Here is a 16,506-nt window from a genome sequence, read left to right as displayed (position 1 = left end):
GATTTTCATAATCATCACCCACAGGGCCGGCGTTAGTATCGAGACACCGCCAAGAATAAAAAGGATATCGCCCATGCCGTACTTTCCCGGTGTCGACAAGATTCGCTACGAAGGCCCCGCCAGCGATTCGCCTCTCGCTTTCCGTCACTACGACGCTGACAGACTCGTCCTGGGCAAACCCATGCGCGAACACCTGCGCATGGCGGTGTGCTATTGGCACACCTTCGTCTGGCCGGGGTCCGATGTGTTCGGTGCCGGCACGTTCAAGCGCCCCTGGCAACACGCCGGGGGTCCGATGGAACTGGCCATCGGCAAGGCCGAGGCAGCCTTCGAGTTTTTCTCCAAACTGGGCGTTGACTATTACTGCTTCCATGACACCGATGTCGCCCCGGAAGGCGGCTCGCTGAAGGAATACCGTAACCACTTCGCATTGATGATCGACCACCTGGAACGCCACCAGGAACAGACCGGGATCAAGCTGCTGTGGGGCACCGCCAACTGCTTCAGCAATCCGCGCTTCGCCGCCGGTGCCGCCACCAACCCGGACCCGGAAGTCTTCGCCTGTGCCGCCGCCCAGGTGTTCAGCGCCATGAATGCGACCCTGCGCCTCAAAGGCGCCAACTACGTCTTGTGGGGTGGTCGTGAAGGCTACGAGACCCTGCTCAATACCGACCTTAAGCGCGAGCGCGAGCAGTTGGGCCGTTTCATGAGCATGGTGGTCGAACACAAGCACAAGATCGGCTTCAAGGGCGACCTGCTGATCGAGCCCAAGCCCCAGGAGCCGACCAAGCACCAATACGATTACGACAGCGCCACGGTCTTCGGCTTCTTGCAGCAGTTCGGCCTGGAAAACGAGATCAAGGTCAACATCGAGGCCAACCACGCAACCCTGGCCGGGCACAGTTTCCATCACGAGATCGCCACCGCCACCTCGCTGGGGATCTTCGGCAGCATCGACGCCAACCGTGGCGATCCGCAGAACGGCTGGGACACCGACCAGTTCCCCAACAGCGTCGAGGAGATGACCCTCGCCACCTACGAGATCCTCAAGGCCGGCGGTTTCAAGAATGGTGGGTTCAACTTTGACGCCAAGGTCCGTCGCCAGAGCGTGGACGAACTCGACCTGTTCCACGGTCATGTCGCAGCGATGGACGTCCTCGCCCTGGCCCTGGAGCGTGCAGCGGCCATGGTGCAGAACGACCGGCTCCAGCATTTCAAGGATCAACGCTACGCCGGCTGGCAGCAGCCGTTCGGTCAGGCGGTGCTGGCGGGCAAGTTCAGCCTCGCTTCGCTGGCCGAGCATGCCTTCGTCAACGAACTGAATCCGCAGGCGGTCAGCGGCCGGCAGGAGATGCTCGAAGGCGTCGTCAATCGGTTCATCTACCCCTGACTCAGTAGCGTTCGCTGGCACAGCGAGGCTGTTACATTCTCGCGACAATTCTCTGCCCGCAGCGCAGCGCGACTCTCTACAGTTCTACCGGCATCACGCTCATCGTCAGGCAGTGTCTTTCAAACAAAAATAAAAGGACGCACCACCATGAAAACGTTAAAACGTACGTTAATCGCCAGCGCCCTGGCCCTGCTGTCGCTTCCGGTCATGGCCGATGCGGCACACCCGAAGATCGGCTTTTCCATCGACGACCTGCGCCTGGAACGCTGGTCCCGGGACCGTGACTACTTCGTCGCGGCGGCGGAAAAAATGGACGCCAAGGTCTTCGTGCAATCAGCCGATGCCAACGAGCAAAAGCAGATTTCGCAAATTGAAAACCTTATCTCCCGTGGCGTCGATGTAATCGTCATCGTGCCGTTCAACGCCACCGTGCTGACCAACGCCGTCGCCGAAGCGAAGAAGGCCGGAATCAAGGTAGTGTCCTATGACCGGCTGATCCTGAACGCCGATATCGACGCCTACATTTCCTTCGATAACGAAAAGGTCGGCGAGATGCAGGCCAGCGGCGTGCTGAAAGCCGCCCCCAAGGGCAACTACTTCCTGCTGGGCGGCGCTCCTACCGACAATAACGCCAAGGTCCTGCGCGAAGGCCAGATGAAGGTATTGCAACCGGCCATCGACAAGGGCGATATCAAGATCGTTGGCCAACAGTGGGTAAAGGAATGGAACCCCACCGAAGCCTTGAGCATTGTTGAGAACGCCCTGACGCGGAACAACAACAAGATCGACGGCATCGTCGCCTCCAACGACGCCACCGCAGGCGGCGCCATCCAGGCCCTGGCCGCGCAGAAAATGGCCGGCAAGGTGCCGATTTCGGGCCAGGACGCCGACCTGGCAGCGGTCAAGCGGGTGCTCGATGGCACCCAGACCATGACCGTCTACAAGCCCCTGAAGCTGATCGCTTCCGAAGCCGCCAAGCTCTCGGTACAACTGGCGCGTAACGAGAAGCCGTCTTTCAGTTCGCAGTACGACAACGGCAGCAAGAAAGTCGACACCATCCTGCTCACCCCGACGCCGTTGACCAAGGACAACATCGACCTGCTGGAGAAAGACGGTTTCTACACCAAGGCACAGATCGCCGGACAGTAAGTTAGACACCACCGGTCAGTGAAGCACAGTCCCTGTGGGAGCGAGCCTGCTCGCGATAGCGGTAGCACATTCAATATTGATGCAAGCTGAACCACCGCTATCGCGAGCAGGCTCGCTCCCACAGGGAACTGACCGGCAGGTTTATGTGTAAGACCTTCCCACGAGTCCTTGCCATGTCCGATTACCTGCTGCAAATGAACGGCATCGTCAAAACCTTCGACGGTGTCAAAGCCCTGAATGGCATCGACATCAAGGTTCGGCCAGGGGAATGCGTCGGCCTGTGCGGCGAGAACGGCGCCGGCAAATCCACCTTGATGAAAGTCCTCTCGGCGGTCTACCCCTACGGCACCTGGGACGGTGAGATCCTCTGGGATGGCCAACCGCTCAAGGCACAGTCCATCAGCGAAACCGAAGCCGCCGGGATCGTCATCATTCACCAGGAGCTGACCCTGGTACCCGACCTGTCGGTGGCCGAGAACATCTTCATGGGCCACGAGCTGACCCTGCCCGGCGGGCGCATGAACTACCCGGCGATGATCCACCGCGCCGAAGCCCTGATGCGTGAGCTCAAGGTACCGGACATGAACGTCTCGCTCCCGGTGTCGCAGTACGGCGGTGGCTACCAGCAACTGGTGGAAATCGCCAAGGCGCTGAACAAACAGGCGCGCCTGCTGATCCTCGACGAGCCGTCATCGGCCCTGACCCGTTCGGAAATCGAGGTGCTGCTGGATATCATCCGTGACCTCAAGGCCAAGGGCGTAGCCTGCGTCTACATCTCCCACAAGCTCGACGAAGTGGCGGCTGTATGCGACACCATTTCGGTGATTCGCGACGGTAAGCACATCGCGACCACCGCCATGGCCGACATGGACATCCCACAGATCATCACCCAGATGGTCGGACGGGAAATGAGCAACCTCTACCCCAGCGAACCCCATGACATCGGCGAGGTGATTTTCGAAGCGCGCCACATCACCTGCTACGACGTCGATAATCCCCGGCGCAAACGGGTCGACGATATCTCTTTCGTGCTCAAGCGCGGGGAGATCCTCGGCATCGCCGGGCTCGTCGGCGCCGGTCGCACGGAACTGGTGTCGGCGCTGTTCGGTGCCTACCCCGGCCGTCATGAGGGAGAAGTCTGGCTGGATGGCCAACCGATCGACACCCGCACGCCCCTCAAGTCGATCCGCGCCGGCCTGTGCATGGTCCCCGAAGACCGCAAGCGCCAAGGGATCATTCCGGACCTGGGCGTCGGTCAAAACATCACCCTCGCCGTGCTGGAGAATTTCTCGAAGCTGACCCGCATCGATGCCGAAGCCGAACTGGGCAGCATCGAAAAGGAAATCTCGCGCATGCACCTGAAGACCGCGAGCCCGTTCCTGCCTATCACCAGCCTCTCAGGCGGCAACCAGCAAAAAGCCGTGCTGGCGAAAATGCTTCTGACCAAACCCCGCGTACTGATCCTCGATGAGCCGACCCGAGGCGTGGACGTCGGCGCCAAGTACGAGATCTACAAACTGATGGGCGCGCTGGCGGCCCAGGGTGTGTCGATCATCATGGTTTCCTCGGAACTGGCCGAAGTGCTGGGGGTTTCCGACCGCGTGCTGGTGATCGGCGAAGGCCAGTTGCGCGGTGACTTCGTCAACCAGGAGCTTACCCAGGAACAAGTGCTCGCTGCTGCGCTCAGCCATCCCGATGGCCATAACAATAACGATCGGAAGTCCGCGTAGATGAATCAGGTCAAACAACTCTTCACCCGTTACAAAATGCTCGCACTGGTGATCGCCGTGGCGGTCATCTGGCTGTTCTTCAGCTGGCAGACCGAAGGCGGTTTCCTGACCCCGCGCAACCTGTCCAACCTGCTGCGGCAGATGTCCATCACCGGAATCCTTGCCTGCGGCATGGTGCTGGTAATCATCAGCGGTGAAATTGATCTGTCGGTGGGTTCACTGCTCGGGCTGCTGGGTGGCCTGGCGGCGATTCTCGACGTGGTCTATCACATACCGCTGCTGGCCAACCTCAGCCTGGTGGCCCTGTGTGGCTTGATGATCGGCCTGGCCAACGGCTTCATGACCGCCTACCTGCGCATTCCGTCGTTCATCGTGGGGCTGGGCGGCATGCTGGCGTTTCGCGGGATCCTGCTGGGTATTACCGGCGGCACCACCATCGCCCCGGTCTCGCCGCAGCTGGTCTACGTCGGTCAGGGTTACTTGCCGCAAACCGTGGGTATCGCATTGGGCGTACTGCTGTTCGCCCTCACGGCTTTCCTGACCTGGAAACAGCGCCGCAACCGCGCTCTCCATGGCCTGGCGGCACACTCTCTGGCGCGTGACGTGTTGCGTGTGGTGGCGATTGGCGCGGTGCTGGCCGGGTTCGTCCATACCCTCAACAGCTACGACGGCATTCCGGTTCCAGTGCTGCTCCTGTTGATCCTGCTGGGGGTATTCAGCTACGTCACCAGCCAGACCGTGTTCGGACGACGTATCTACTCAGTGGGCAGCAACATGGAGGCCACGCGCCTGTCCGGCATCAATGTGCAGGCGGTGAAGCTGTGGATCTTCGGCATCATGGGTGTGATGTGCGCTCTCGCCGGCCTGGTCAACACCGCACGCCTGGCAGCAGGCTCACCCTCGGCCGGCAACATGGGCGAACTCGACGCCATCGCCGCCTGCTTCATCGGCGGCACCTCCATGCGCGGCGGCTCCGGCACCGTCTACGGCGCTCTTCTTGGCGCGCTGGTCATCACCAGCCTGGACAACGGCATGTCGATGCTCGACGTCGACAGTTACTGGCAGATGATCGTCAAGGGCAGCATTCTGGTGCTGGCGGTTTGGGTGGATGTGAGTACGCGCGTGGGGCGGCGTTGATGGGGCCTGGGCCTTCTGAAAATCTCGTAGGAATTATCCACCCGTGGCGAGGGGATTTATCCCCGCTGGGGCGCGAAGCGCCCCCAGAACCTGAGCATGCGGTATGTCAGACGGGTTGACGGGGACTGCTTCGCACCGCCCCGCTGGCTCGTGCGGAACAAGGGGAATATCTGGTCTATAGTTTCCCTCTAATTAATTGATGTTTTTTCGCTCGGACGCGCTGCTGTCATTCAGGGAGCACATCATGTCGATCCAACGGACAAGTGGACTGAGACTGGTTCCCGGTATCACGGCATCCGAAGACACCATGTCCAAAAGCCCGAGCCATTTCCGAGATGGGCTCGGTCATCTCAGGGAAGCCTATATCCTGCTTCCGCTCTTGTCCGCCCTGCTCTTGCTCGCCCTCTGGTCCGCCACCCTCTACCTCATCAAGGTCGAACAGAGCCGTGCCCAGCGCAACGCAGCCACGGTCAGCCAGGAAATCGGCGCGATCTACGAAGCGCAGATACTGCGTGCGGTTCGTGAGATCGATCAAACCCTCAAGCTCGTCAAATACACCTACGAGGCCGAGGGCGAGCGCAACCCGTTGCCGCAGCTCAAGGAGCGGGCGTTGTTGCCGCCGGCCCTGTTGTTTGATGTCAGTGTGGTCAGCGCCGACGCAAAGCTGTTGGCCAGTACCCGGGCGGAGGAAACGGGAGCCGCCAGTGCCCGGGATGAACTGCGGACATTGCGCAACAACGATACGCTGCTGATCAGCCGCCCCTGGAAGGATCCCCTGACCAAAGAGTGGCGCTTGCGCTTCAGTCGTCGCCTCAACGCGCCGGATGGCACGTTCTCGGGCATCGCCAGGGTCGAGGTCGACGCGGCCTATTTCGCCAGCAGCTATGACGCCTCGAAACTCGGTGAGCGGGGTGTGCTCGGGTTGTTGGGCACCGACGGTGTGTTCCGGGTACGGCGTACCGGGGAGTCGATCCAGGCCGGCGATACGGTCGACTATGACGCTTTGGTACCGGATACCGAAGACCTCCAGACATCATTGTTGACCAGCAGCTGGGACGGGGTGCGGCGCTACACCAGTGCCCGTCAGCTCTATGACCTTCCCCTTGCGGTGATTGTCGGTTTATCCGAAGAAGAACAATTGGTTGCCGTGAATCGGCAAGCCCAGACCTATTTGCGGCGTGCGGCGGGGGCCAGCCTTCTGCTGGCGCTGTTCGCCGGCTTGCTGAGCCGCATGAGCTGGCAGCTTGCGCAAAGCCGGCTACAGGCCGCCGAGGCCAAGGTGGCCTACGCCGAGCGCGTCGAATACCTTGCCTACCACGATGCCCTCACGGAGCTGCCCAATCGCAGCCTGTTCAGCAAGCTGTTGATTCAGCACATCCACGAGGCCCATCGTTATCAGCGACAGATGGCCGTGCTGTTCCTTGACTTGGATCGCTTCAAGCAAATCAACGACACCCTCGGCCACGATGCCGGCGACCAGTTGCTGCAAGAAGTCGCGAACCGCCTCAAGGGTTGTCTGCGCGAAAGCGATATCGTCGCCCGATTGGGCGGTGACGAATTTGTGGTGTTGCTGCCACAACTGTCTGATGAACAGTATGTGGCGGGCACCGCCCAGAAAATCCTCGCCGCGATCGCCCGGCCCTTCCACCTCAGAGAGCAAGAGTTTCGGGTCACCGCGAGTATCGGGATCAGTCTCTTTGCCCGGGATGGCCAGGACGAACAGACCCTGAAGAAAAACGCCGATATCGCGATGTACCAGGCCAAGCAACAGGGGAAAAACACCTTCCAGTTCTACTCCGAGAAGCTGAACGCAGAGTCGCTGGAACGGCAGACGCTGGAGTTCGGCCTGCGTCATGCACTTGAACGTAACGAGTTCCGGCTGCACTACCAGGCCAAGCGGGATATTCGCAGCGGCCGGATCACCGGCATGGAAGCCCTCCTGCGCTGGGCGCATCCTGACCTGGGGCTGGTGGCTCCCATGCAGTTCATTCCGGTGGCCGAAGAGACCGGCCTGATCCTCCCAATCGGCAAGTGGGTGCTTCGCACCGTCTGCGAGCAAAACGTGGCCTGGCAACAACAGGGCCTGCCGCATCTGTGCATCGCCGTGAACCTGACGGCCCGTCAGTTTGTCGATGAGCATCTCCTGACCGACCTTGCGACGATACTGCGCGACACCGGTATGGATGCCTGTTTGCTGGAGCTGGAGATCACCGAAAGCCTGCTCATGCAGGATGTCAGGAAAACCCTGCAGGTGTTGACCGGACTCAAGGAGATGAATATCCGGATCGCGATCGATGACTTCGGTATCGGTTACTCTTCGCTCTCGGCGCTCAAGCAGTTCCCGCTCGACTCGATCAAGATCGATCGCTCGTTCATCCGCGACGTCACCAGCCTGGCAGAAGACAGAGCCTTGACCGAGGCCATCATCACCATGGGCAGGAGCCTCAGCCTGACCGTGGTTGCCCAGGGTGTGGAAACCAAGGAGCAAGCCGATTTCCTGCGGGACAACGCGTGCGACGAATTCCAGGGGTTCTACTTCAACAAACCGGTACCCGCCGATCAGTTCAAGGTATTGCTGCAAGCACAGACAGCGCGTACTGACACAAACGTGTAGTTACTCATTGGGGATCGGACGACACGACCCTGACGCTGCCATCCACTTCGCGCGCGTCGATATAACCGATGGCACCAGGCTTGCTGGCGACATATTTCTTGACTTCCGCACCGTTTGAAACCGTCTCCGGAGGCTGGCCCCGGCCGGTAAAAATGATTTTTGACCAGTGCGTCTTGAGTTGCGCGGCGGATTTGCCGGTGTACCGGGTGTAGAACTCATCGCGGGCAGCAGAGCCTTCGGCCTGGTCGATTGGGGTGGCCTGCTCGCCCCCGGGGAAGCGACTGGCCTTGCCCAGGAAAATATTCGCCACCTGGCTACTCGCCAGCGCTTTCACCGGGCTGGCCGTCGAGACGACGACCACTACATCAGCCATGACCAGCGTACTGCCTGCGTACAAGGTGATTCCTGCCAGGGCGCATCCGGCGCGCTTGAGAAACCCCATGATCGGCCTCATCAGAAGACAAAATCGACAGCGAGGCTGAGCACGCTGAACGAGCCGCCCGGTTTGAAACCCGGCTGGAAGTTGGTCAACGGGCCCGTCGTGATGTCATCCATCCGGGTGTGGTCGTATTGCAACTTGGCATCCATGTTCTTCGTGAAATCCCAGCGCACACCCAGCGACAGGGTCTGCTGGCGGCTGCCGGCGCCCAGGATGGCATTGAGCGTTCCGTTGAGTTCCGCTGCGGCATCGACCAGGGCCGGCGGCAACGTCGAGGTGTCCACCCCTTCGGTGGACGTTTCGCTCAGCGTCTTTGAACGCGCATAGGTGACATAAGGCGTGAACGACTCGATCCGGTATCCACCACTGACATACCAGGCACTCATCTGACCAAACACCGCATGGCTGTCGAAATGTCCCCATTCGCCCATGACAAACCAGTCGCCGGGATCATAGATAGCCCCGACGCCGACGAAGTTGAAGACCTTGCCCTTGGTGTCATAGCGGTCGGCTATGTCGTTGCCTTCCTCGCCGAACTGCCGGAAACCATCGAAGAGCGGATTGAACGGCTCGTAGGTCAAGCGCGTCTGCTGATAGGTGATGCGCGTGGTCAAGGCACCGTATTCGGTCAGGTTGGAAATACCCCACGAGCCTCTGGCCCGAGTCTCGCCCGTATTGTTGGGCATCCGGACCGTGCTCTGGCCGACGTTGCCTTGCACGGTATTGATGACATCGCCCAGGTGCAGCCTGTAGCTGAGGTCCATGCCATCGGTCGCGGTGACGGGGATCATGCTGTAGACCTCCCCCGGAGGGCGCACCCAGGGAAGCGTATAGCCTACCTTGCGGCTGTCGGAGAACAGGAAGGCCGGCTGCACCGTGCGGCCGATGCGCAAACTGAAATCGGGTGTGACCTGATACTTGAAATTCGCCCATTCGACGTAGGGTCGATAGCTGTTGTCGTAACGCTGCTCCGAGATCACCTGCACCACCGCCGAGAGTTCCGGGGTGAAGCGTGCCGTCACTTGCGCACCGATCAGGCTGTCGACATCGGCACTCCAACTGCGCGAGTGTCCGGTGCCGTTGGGCTTGTAGATGCTGGAGGTGAAGTCGGCTTTCTTCTCGCTGGAATGAACCATGCCGACCGTGCCGAAACTGCTCACGGAGAACGTCGGCCCATTGGGGTCGGCGGCATTTGCCGTGCAGACGTAGAGGGTCAGCACGGTCAGGGTCAAGGGATTGAGTCGGGAAGCCATTGACTCAGTGCAGCCTCGACAGGAGAGCGACCCCGTTCGGGCAGGCTATCGCTGAGGGAATCTGTTCGAGATTGACTGACGGGTTGCCTGAAGGAGTTGCCACCATTCGTTCCAATCCTTATGACGTTGGCTCGATACCACGACCGAATTGTAGACGACAAAATTCTGCGTGCCCTGATCATGCAAGCGTTGCCTGGTTCAGGGCCTTGATGGGCAGTTCCAGAGTGAACGTGGCGCCCTGCCCCGGCCCGTCGCTTTGAGCCCTCAGCACACCGCCCATTTCCATCGCGGCCAGGACGCAACTGTGCAAACCGAAACCATGGCCCTCTTTGCGAGTGGTAAAGCCATGGGCAAAAATTCGCGTCAGGTTCTCCTCGGCGATCCCTTCGCCATTGTCGATCACCTGGATGATCAACTTCTGTTCCGGCGTTAGCTCGGTATGAAGCGTGACCAGCGGCGGTCGGTCCGACATATTGACCATCGCACCGCCGGCATTCTTGATCAGGTTGACGAGAATCATCAGCACCCGATGCTTGTCCAGTTGCACAGCTGGCATTGCCGAAAAATCTTTCAGCACTGTGACCTGACGGGCCTTGATAATGCCAGCGTTCATGCGCAGCGCGTCCTCCAGCAAGTGCTCGACCTCGACGCTCTCACAGAGACTGGATGCGCCCGAGTAGGACTGCTGGGCCGCGACGACTTCCTTGATGTGATCGATGCTCTTGGCCAGTTGCTCAAGCTCATCGAACATGCTTTTTTGTTCGGCCGCCAACGCTTCCGTCACCTGATTCAGATACCCCGGAAGCAGCTTGCCCTTCTCGTCTTCAACCAGGAAGTGTCCCAGGTCCGCGGCATGCTGGTTCATCAACTGCATCGCTTTGCTGAGCCCCAAGGCTTTGCTGGTGCGCAGCTTTTGCGCCAGGACCTCGGCGGAAACATTCACGCTGTTGAGCACGTTCCCCACGTTGTGCAGGACGTTGGTGGCGATCTCGGCCATGCCGGCCTGACGGGCGACTGCGACCAGTTGGGTCTGGGCTTCCGCAGTGCGCAAACGGCTTTGTGCAAGCTGCCAGCTCGTCCGGCTGAGCAAGACGACCAGCAACACCAGCAACAGACTGCCTCCCGCGGCCCGCCACAGATAGGTGTGGGCTTGCTCGGTTACGGCGGCCAGTTGTTCCTCTTCGGATAATCCGACAATCACCGCCAGGGGAAGGTCATAGAGTTGACGGGCACTGGTGTAGCGCAGCACCCCGTCCCAACTGTTGGTCAACAGCTGCGCCTGAGTGTCTTCGCTGTCCGGGACCAGTTCCGCATAATCCACCGCATCGCCGGCCTGGATCGACTCCCCGGTGCGCCGCACCCGGAAGACCCCATCGGTCCCCAGCAGCCCGAGCACACCCCGCTCACCGAGTTTCGAGGTGTCATAGCTGCTGGCGAAATAGGCCGCGTCGACCTCGACCCTGGCAACACCCGAGAACGAGCCATCCGGCGCGTCGAGGCGGCGACTGAAGCGCAGACGCCACTCATCCGTCGAAGGGTCTTTCCAGGGGCGGCTGATCAGCAGCGTGTCATTGCTGCGCAGGGTCCGCAGCTCATCCGGGTCGCTGACCGCTACCGTTTCGTTGGCCCGGGTGCTGGCTACAAGCTTTGCGTCGGCATTGACCACACTTACATCAAACAACAGGGCCGGCGGTAACAACGCCCGCTCCTTGAGCCGGGGCAGCGGATTACGCTTACCCTCGGCCTCATAGGTGTATTTGACGAGCTTGAGGGTTTGATCGATCTCGTGAACCGCACGCAACATCTGCGCTTCGTAGGTGGCGCTGATTTCCTGGCTGACCATGGTTGCGTTGTACCGGGCACGGGCCAGCTCGCTGTTGATAAGGTAGAAGGTCGTCATCCAGATCGCCAGCAATAGCAGAACGGCGAGCAACGGAAACAGGACATAGGCTTCCTTGACATGAACCAGCCCACGTCGAAGCCCCCACCCCACGCCCCCGGAGGCTGCGTCTGTCGACGGAATGGTGCCGGAGACCAACCTCAGTCCATGGGGCCGTTGAAACTGCATGCTGTGCTCCCTGCGTTGTATCAGCACTTCAAGTTAGCGGGGCACCCGGGCTCGGACTCAAAGAAATACCAGGAGTCGCTTGCGGCTTCCGTGCGAGGCAGATTGCCGATGGGTTCGCTGGAAACTATAGATCACAAACCGGATGGGCGAGCCCGAAGCTGCTGGGATACCGCTATCGCGAGCAGGCTCGCCCCCACCCTGGTCGTGGACTGATCACAACATCGGCTACGACGCCAATCCCTGTGGGAGCGAGCCTGCTCGCGATGGCGGCAGCACATTCAACATCCATGCAAGACGGCTGCTCCCCCTCGGCTGCACAGCAGTCGTGTGCTTTGCAGGGTCCGACGCAATCTCAACCGACATCAACGCAATCGGGGCGAATTCCTACAGGAAGGCGGGAAAGTGGTGGCTTGTGTTGCTTTGGCGGGGAGGCCTATATTTCTCCTCGTCGCCCCAATGGCGGCCAGGTTTGGCGACCTGCATTACAGAGAGTCATCCATTCACTGAGGCTCTTATATGACTAGATACATGCCCATCACCGGTATCGATTGCACACCCGCAACCCTGCTCATCGACACCGAAGCACCGCTCGATGTCCTCTTCGAAACTGCCGACTACCGTATTCGTAGCGTGACCCAGGTGTTGGAGAATATTGCGTTTCGTTCGGAGATCGGCTCGGATACGGTGGTGCTTTCTGATTTTTGTAAAATGCTGACTATAGCGCTGCGTGATGGGTGTGATGTGATGGATGTGATTGGGAGGCGGCTGCGGGAGCTGGCTGCCGAATAATCAAAGCGGGCGACTGAAGGTCGCCCGCTTCACTCTCAGGCAGTATGTAATGGCGGTTCGTCAATATTCCAACTTCTTGATTTTGCGTAAGAACAGTCGGGCAGCCCTCAGGGACAGGTTTGCCTGTCCCTGTTTTTCCCGTTTCGATTACCTAGGAACAACGACAGGAATAATCATCGGCGAAGGCGGTGCGGGTGGGCTGATCATGCCTTGGCTTTCCACTACCGGCACGCCTTTGCGCTTGATGCTTTCGAAAAGATTTTCCGTGGCCGCTCCATCGATATATCCCCCCTCGTCAATGGATGCACTGAGTGCCAATTGACGGCGCTCCTCGGTCAGCTGGAGCTGCTTGGTACGCAGGAAGGTATACAACGAAATGTCCTTCAGCGCCGCTAGATCCACATGGGCGATTTCGACATATTTCAGCGCCTTGGGGTCCCATCCCTGCATGTAAAGCCCCTTGGAGGTCAGCGCATAGGTGCAGAAATAGTAGGTGCCCGTATTCGAGCCCGGCGTTGAAACGACTAGAGAACAACGACCGTGCTGGAGAATGGGGTCGGTCAGCTCTGGATAATCTTTGACAAGTTGCGAAGGGAACTGAGTGCGATCGTAGTAGATCGTGGCTTTGTCGTAGGGTGTTGTATTGCAAGCGGATAGGAGCATTGTTGTTGACAGGAGGAGAGACGAGTAGAAATGACGCATTGGTTATCCTTAGGTGATTAATTTAGAGCGTGTGGAGGCTAAGACGAAGATGCCCTGTGTGTGTGTGTGTGGAGGGTGTCAGAAATTTTGTGTTCGGGCATAACATGAGTAAGAGGTGCATGTATGCCAACCAAAAAGAAACCGCTTCGAGAATTACCGAAAGTCCCGAAAGAGCTTCTTGAGCAGTTTTCCGCCGCCCCGCTGATGACCGCGGAGGCCATCGAAGAGGCCTCTGTGGCGTTCAAGAAGGCGCTGATCGAGCGTGCCCTGAGCGCTGAGTTGGGCCATCACCTGGGCTATCCTCCGGGCGCGCAGCGTCCAGAGGATGAAACCAACCAGCGCAATGGCAAGAGCGGCAAGACGGTGCTGACCGGTGATGGCCCGCTCCGGCTGGATATCCCGCGTGATCGAGAGGGCAGTTTTTCGCCCATTCTTATTCCCAAGCATGAGCGCCGTTACACCGGTTTCGACGACAAGATCATCGCCATGTATGCCCGTGGGATGACGGTCAGAGAGATCCGGGCGTTTCTTTCCGAGCAGTACGGGACGGATGTTTCGCCTGACTTCATCAGCTCCGTGACCGACGAGGTGATGGAAGAGATTGGCGCTTGGCAACAGCGTCCCCTAGAGCCGATGTATCCGGTCATTTTCTTTGATGCTCTGCGGGTCAAAATTCGCGAAGAAGGTCTGGTTCGCAACAAGGCGATTTACTTGGCGCTGGGCGTTTTACCCGACGGGACACGCGACATCCTGGGTATCTGGATCGAGAACACCGAAGGGGCAAAGTTCTGGATGAAGGTATTCAACGACCTCAAGACACGCGGCGTCGAGGACGTGCTGATTGCCGTAACCGATGGCCTAAAAGGCATGCCAGAGGCCCTCAGTGCGGTGTTTCCGGAAACAACATTGCAGACCTGCATCGTGCATCTGATCCGCAACAGCCTTGATTATGCGGCCTGGGACAAGCGTCGAGAACTGGCCAAGGCCCTTAAACCGATCTATCAGGCCATCAATGCACAAGCGGCGGAACAGGCTCTGGATGAATTTGAGCGCGGGCCCTGGGGCAAGCAATATCCAACGGTTGTGGCGGCCTGGCGACGGTCGTGGGATCGAGTGATTCCATTTTTTGTTTTCCCGCCCGCGATCCGCAAGGTTATTTACACCACCAATGCCATCGAGAGCATCAACGCTCAGTTACGCAAGATCATCAAGACCCGTGGCCACTTTCCGAGCGACGACGCCGCGACCAAACTGATCTGGCTGGGGCTGCGCAATATCACAGCCAATTGGGGCTCGGCGGCGCATGATTGGAAAAGCGCGATGAATCAATTTGCGATTCTGTACGGAGATCGGTTCATCAGGCCGACCTGGTGAAATCAAGGCCTGCCTGGCGGCAGGCCGCTACCGGCCCGAACACAAAAAATCTGACAGTCCCGTGTGTGCGCCGTTCTACAAGGCAACTAGAGAAATGGGAAGCTCAACACTACCACCATCGACGTAGTTCCAAGATATCGCAGACAGCTTTTTAGACACTCCATGATCAAACGGCATAAGCGACATTAAAAAACCCTCCAACTCATCACTACATTCAATCCCCCTTATACCTCCACTCTCATGCAGCCTTCCTACTAGACTAAACTCAACACCATCAACTAGAAAAACATAGGTCATTTCACAGGTAACTTCCGAGTAAACCATGGACCAAACGAGAACGCTACTGCTTATAAACGGAGTGGCCATTCCAAGCCTCCTTAAACTGCTCAACTTCCATCTTATATTGAGTACCGTTAAATGGATCTTTAATATTCACTCGCCCTGCATCATCTACGCCATTAACGACAACCCAATGTCCCACCCTATTACCAGAGTCCCACATCATCGTGCTCCAAGATCCTGTTTTATTGAGAGCATTACAACTAGACGAATCCACAGCATTACCAACCCATCCAGAGTCCACACTATTTAGCTTATTCGCTAATGAGTTCATAGAGGTTAGTTCCGTCCCCAAATCGACTTGAGAGACCAGAACCCCACGATCTTTAAGTAGCATTTCTCCACAAGCGGCACCACAAGCGGTGGGGGTCGACTGTGTCACAACATTAGGGCTCGCAAACTCATCCAAAACATTCCAGTTCCCGCCGGCCCCGGCAAGCAAGTCTGTCGAACCACCATTTTTTAACAACGCTTTTTCGGCGGTCTCATTAAGTATCTCATCAAGTTTCTTCCCAACCGCCTCAGCCGCAGCTCCAGTCAGCTTCCCTCCAACCTTAGCACCCGTACCCGCCATCGTAATTGCACTGGCGGTCCGGATGAACAGCAGCGCCTGCTGTGCAGTGGAGACGTCCACTCCGTAAATGGCATTGAGCTTGGCAGTCAATTCCGAATCCAGAGCAACGGCAGCCCCTTCTGCGATAGCGTTTCCGCCTTCTTGGAAGCTGTCGACAAGTGCCATTCGGGACAGATTTATTTTCCCGACGCTGTCCTTGGGCGGCCCTGCCCTCGCTGTTCTACCCGCACTCCAACGATCCGCTCTACCTCATCGACGAATCGACTTGTACCCGTCAGCTGACCCCGCTGCAAAGCATCGCGGATCAATTGAATCTGATCAGCCGGAATCGCTTGCCGTACAAACGCCTCGTACCGATGACGCCGCTCCATCGCGGTATTACCCAAAGCAGCGAAGCATGGATCAGCATCCAACCAGCAGCTATCAGGCTCATCACCCGTCCGGCTTCGATAGCTCGACCACGGATAGTCTGCGACATCAGCAACCATACGAGCACGTACAGGATTCAATTCAATGTAACGACAACAGGCAAGCAAGTAGGCATCCGACTGCACCACACTGGACTTGTAACGGCTTTCCCATAGGGTACCTGAACGCCCCTCCAATCGATTGCGATAGCGTGTCGCACGCGCCGCTAGGGCTTTCATTAACAGCCCTAGCCCAGTGATCGACTCCCCGGAGCTAGCAATAGATGGACATGATTCGTCATCAGGCAATAGGCGTAGACCTTCACGCCGAGTGCATCCTTCAGCTCCCGCAGATCCGCGAGATAGCGCTGATAACCCTCAGCCACCGCAAATACCACCTGACGGTTATGGCCGCGCTGTACGACATGGTGCGGGTAATTCGGTAAAACAATACGTCCCATTCTGGGCATATCTGAAGCCTCCGTCCGTGGAAGCTCTCAGAGTAGCAGAGGATTAAAAAAATAAATCTGTCCCCTTTTTT

The 16,506-nt window shown here is 58.5% G+C and carries 12 protein-coding genes and 1 pseudogene; 7 read left to right on the top strand and 6 right to left on the bottom strand.

All coding sequences use genetic code 11. The features are described 5' to 3' along the window. Positions 1 to 73 precede the first annotated feature (73 nt). The 5 genes from xylA (at position 74) to QZH45_RS13395 (ending at position 8,020) form a co-directional block, all read left to right on the top strand. Positions 74 to 1,390 carry a xylose isomerase gene (xylA, locus tag QZH45_RS13415; protein ID WP_024780346.1) on the top strand — a complete coding sequence of 439 codons (1,317 nt, stop codon included), beginning with the start codon at positions 74 to 76 and terminating at the stop codon, positions 1,388 to 1,390. 147 nt (positions 1,391 to 1,537) lie between these two features. Then, entirely contained in the window at positions 1,538 to 2,539 is a 1,002-nt protein-coding gene (gene xylF / locus QZH45_RS13410) for a D-xylose ABC transporter substrate-binding protein (RefSeq protein WP_024780347.1), read from the top strand. Between the two features lie 173 nt (positions 2,540 to 2,712). After that, the gene (gene xylG, locus QZH45_RS13405; protein ID WP_024780348.1) at positions 2,713 to 4,269 is read left to right on the top strand and encodes a D-xylose ABC transporter ATP-binding protein; all 1,557 of its coding nucleotides are present in this window, start codon (positions 2,713 to 2,715) and stop codon (positions 4,267 to 4,269) included. After that, positions 4,270 to 5,406 (top strand): sugar ABC transporter permease, encoded by a 1,137-nt coding sequence (locus tag QZH45_RS13400; protein ID WP_024780349.1) that lies wholly within the window; start codon positions 4,270 to 4,272, stop codon positions 5,404 to 5,406. It begins immediately after the preceding gene. A gap of 307 nt (positions 5,407 to 5,713) precedes the next feature. Then, complete coding sequence (locus QZH45_RS13395; RefSeq protein ID WP_193385533.1) at positions 5,714 to 8,020, top strand: putative bifunctional diguanylate cyclase/phosphodiesterase; 2,307 nt, start codon at positions 5,714 to 5,716, stop codon at positions 8,018 to 8,020. A 4-nt stretch (positions 8,021 to 8,024) separates the two neighbouring features. On the opposite strand, the gene QZH45_RS13390 is transcribed toward QZH45_RS13395, so the two are convergent. The 3 genes from QZH45_RS13390 to QZH45_RS13380 form a co-directional block, all read right to left on the bottom strand. Continuing rightward, positions 8,025 to 8,462, bottom strand: a complete 438-nt coding sequence (locus QZH45_RS13390; RefSeq protein WP_024780351.1) for a hypothetical protein — start codon at positions 8,460 to 8,462, stop codon at positions 8,025 to 8,027. A gap of 11 nt (positions 8,463 to 8,473) precedes the next feature. Continuing rightward, complete coding sequence (locus QZH45_RS13385; protein ID WP_055136229.1) at positions 8,474 to 9,712, bottom strand: hypothetical protein; 1,239 nt, start codon at positions 9,710 to 9,712, stop codon at positions 8,474 to 8,476. Positions 9,713 to 9,890: 178 nt separating this feature from the next. Further along, positions 9,891 to 11,780 carry a sensor histidine kinase gene (locus QZH45_RS13380; RefSeq protein ID WP_069018162.1) on the bottom strand — a complete coding sequence of 630 codons (1,890 nt, stop codon included), beginning with the start codon at positions 11,778 to 11,780 and terminating at the stop codon, positions 9,891 to 9,893. Between the two features lie 516 nt (positions 11,781 to 12,296). Between QZH45_RS13380 and QZH45_RS13375 the strand changes: the two genes are divergently transcribed. Next, positions 12,297 to 12,569, top strand: a complete 273-nt coding sequence (locus tag QZH45_RS13375; protein WP_024780354.1) for a hypothetical protein — start codon at positions 12,297 to 12,299, stop codon at positions 12,567 to 12,569. A 147-nt stretch (positions 12,570 to 12,716) separates the two neighbouring features. On the opposite strand, the gene QZH45_RS13370 is transcribed toward QZH45_RS13375, so the two are convergent. Continuing rightward, on the bottom strand, positions 12,717 to 13,271 hold the full coding sequence (locus tag QZH45_RS13370) for a hypothetical protein (RefSeq protein ID WP_053192244.1): 555 nt from the start codon (positions 13,269 to 13,271) through the stop codon (positions 12,717 to 12,719). Between the two features lie 123 nt (positions 13,272 to 13,394). On the opposite strand from QZH45_RS13370, the gene QZH45_RS13365 reads away from it, so the two are divergent. Continuing rightward, entirely contained in the window at positions 13,395 to 14,645 is a 1,251-nt protein-coding gene (locus QZH45_RS13365) for an IS256 family transposase (protein ID WP_069018160.1), read from the top strand. Positions 14,646 to 14,985: 340 nt separating this feature from the next. Here QZH45_RS13365 and QZH45_RS13360 read toward each other — a convergent pair whose 3' ends face one another. Further along, a complete protein-coding gene (locus tag QZH45_RS13360; RefSeq protein ID WP_081325336.1) occupies positions 14,986 to 15,723 on the bottom strand; it encodes a cysteine peptidase family C39 domain-containing protein in 738 nt (245 codons plus the stop codon). An 11-nt stretch (positions 15,724 to 15,734) separates the two neighbouring features. Further along, a pseudogene (locus QZH45_RS13355) lies at positions 15,735 to 16,435 on the bottom strand (transposase). Between the last annotated feature and the right edge of the window lie 71 nt (positions 16,436 to 16,506).

Source organism: Pseudomonas corrugata, from assembly GCF_050920615.1.
Lineage (GTDB): Bacteria > Pseudomonadota > Gammaproteobacteria > Pseudomonadales > Pseudomonadaceae > Aquipseudomonas > Aquipseudomonas corrugata.
This window is presented reverse-complemented; position numbering and strand designations above follow the sequence as displayed.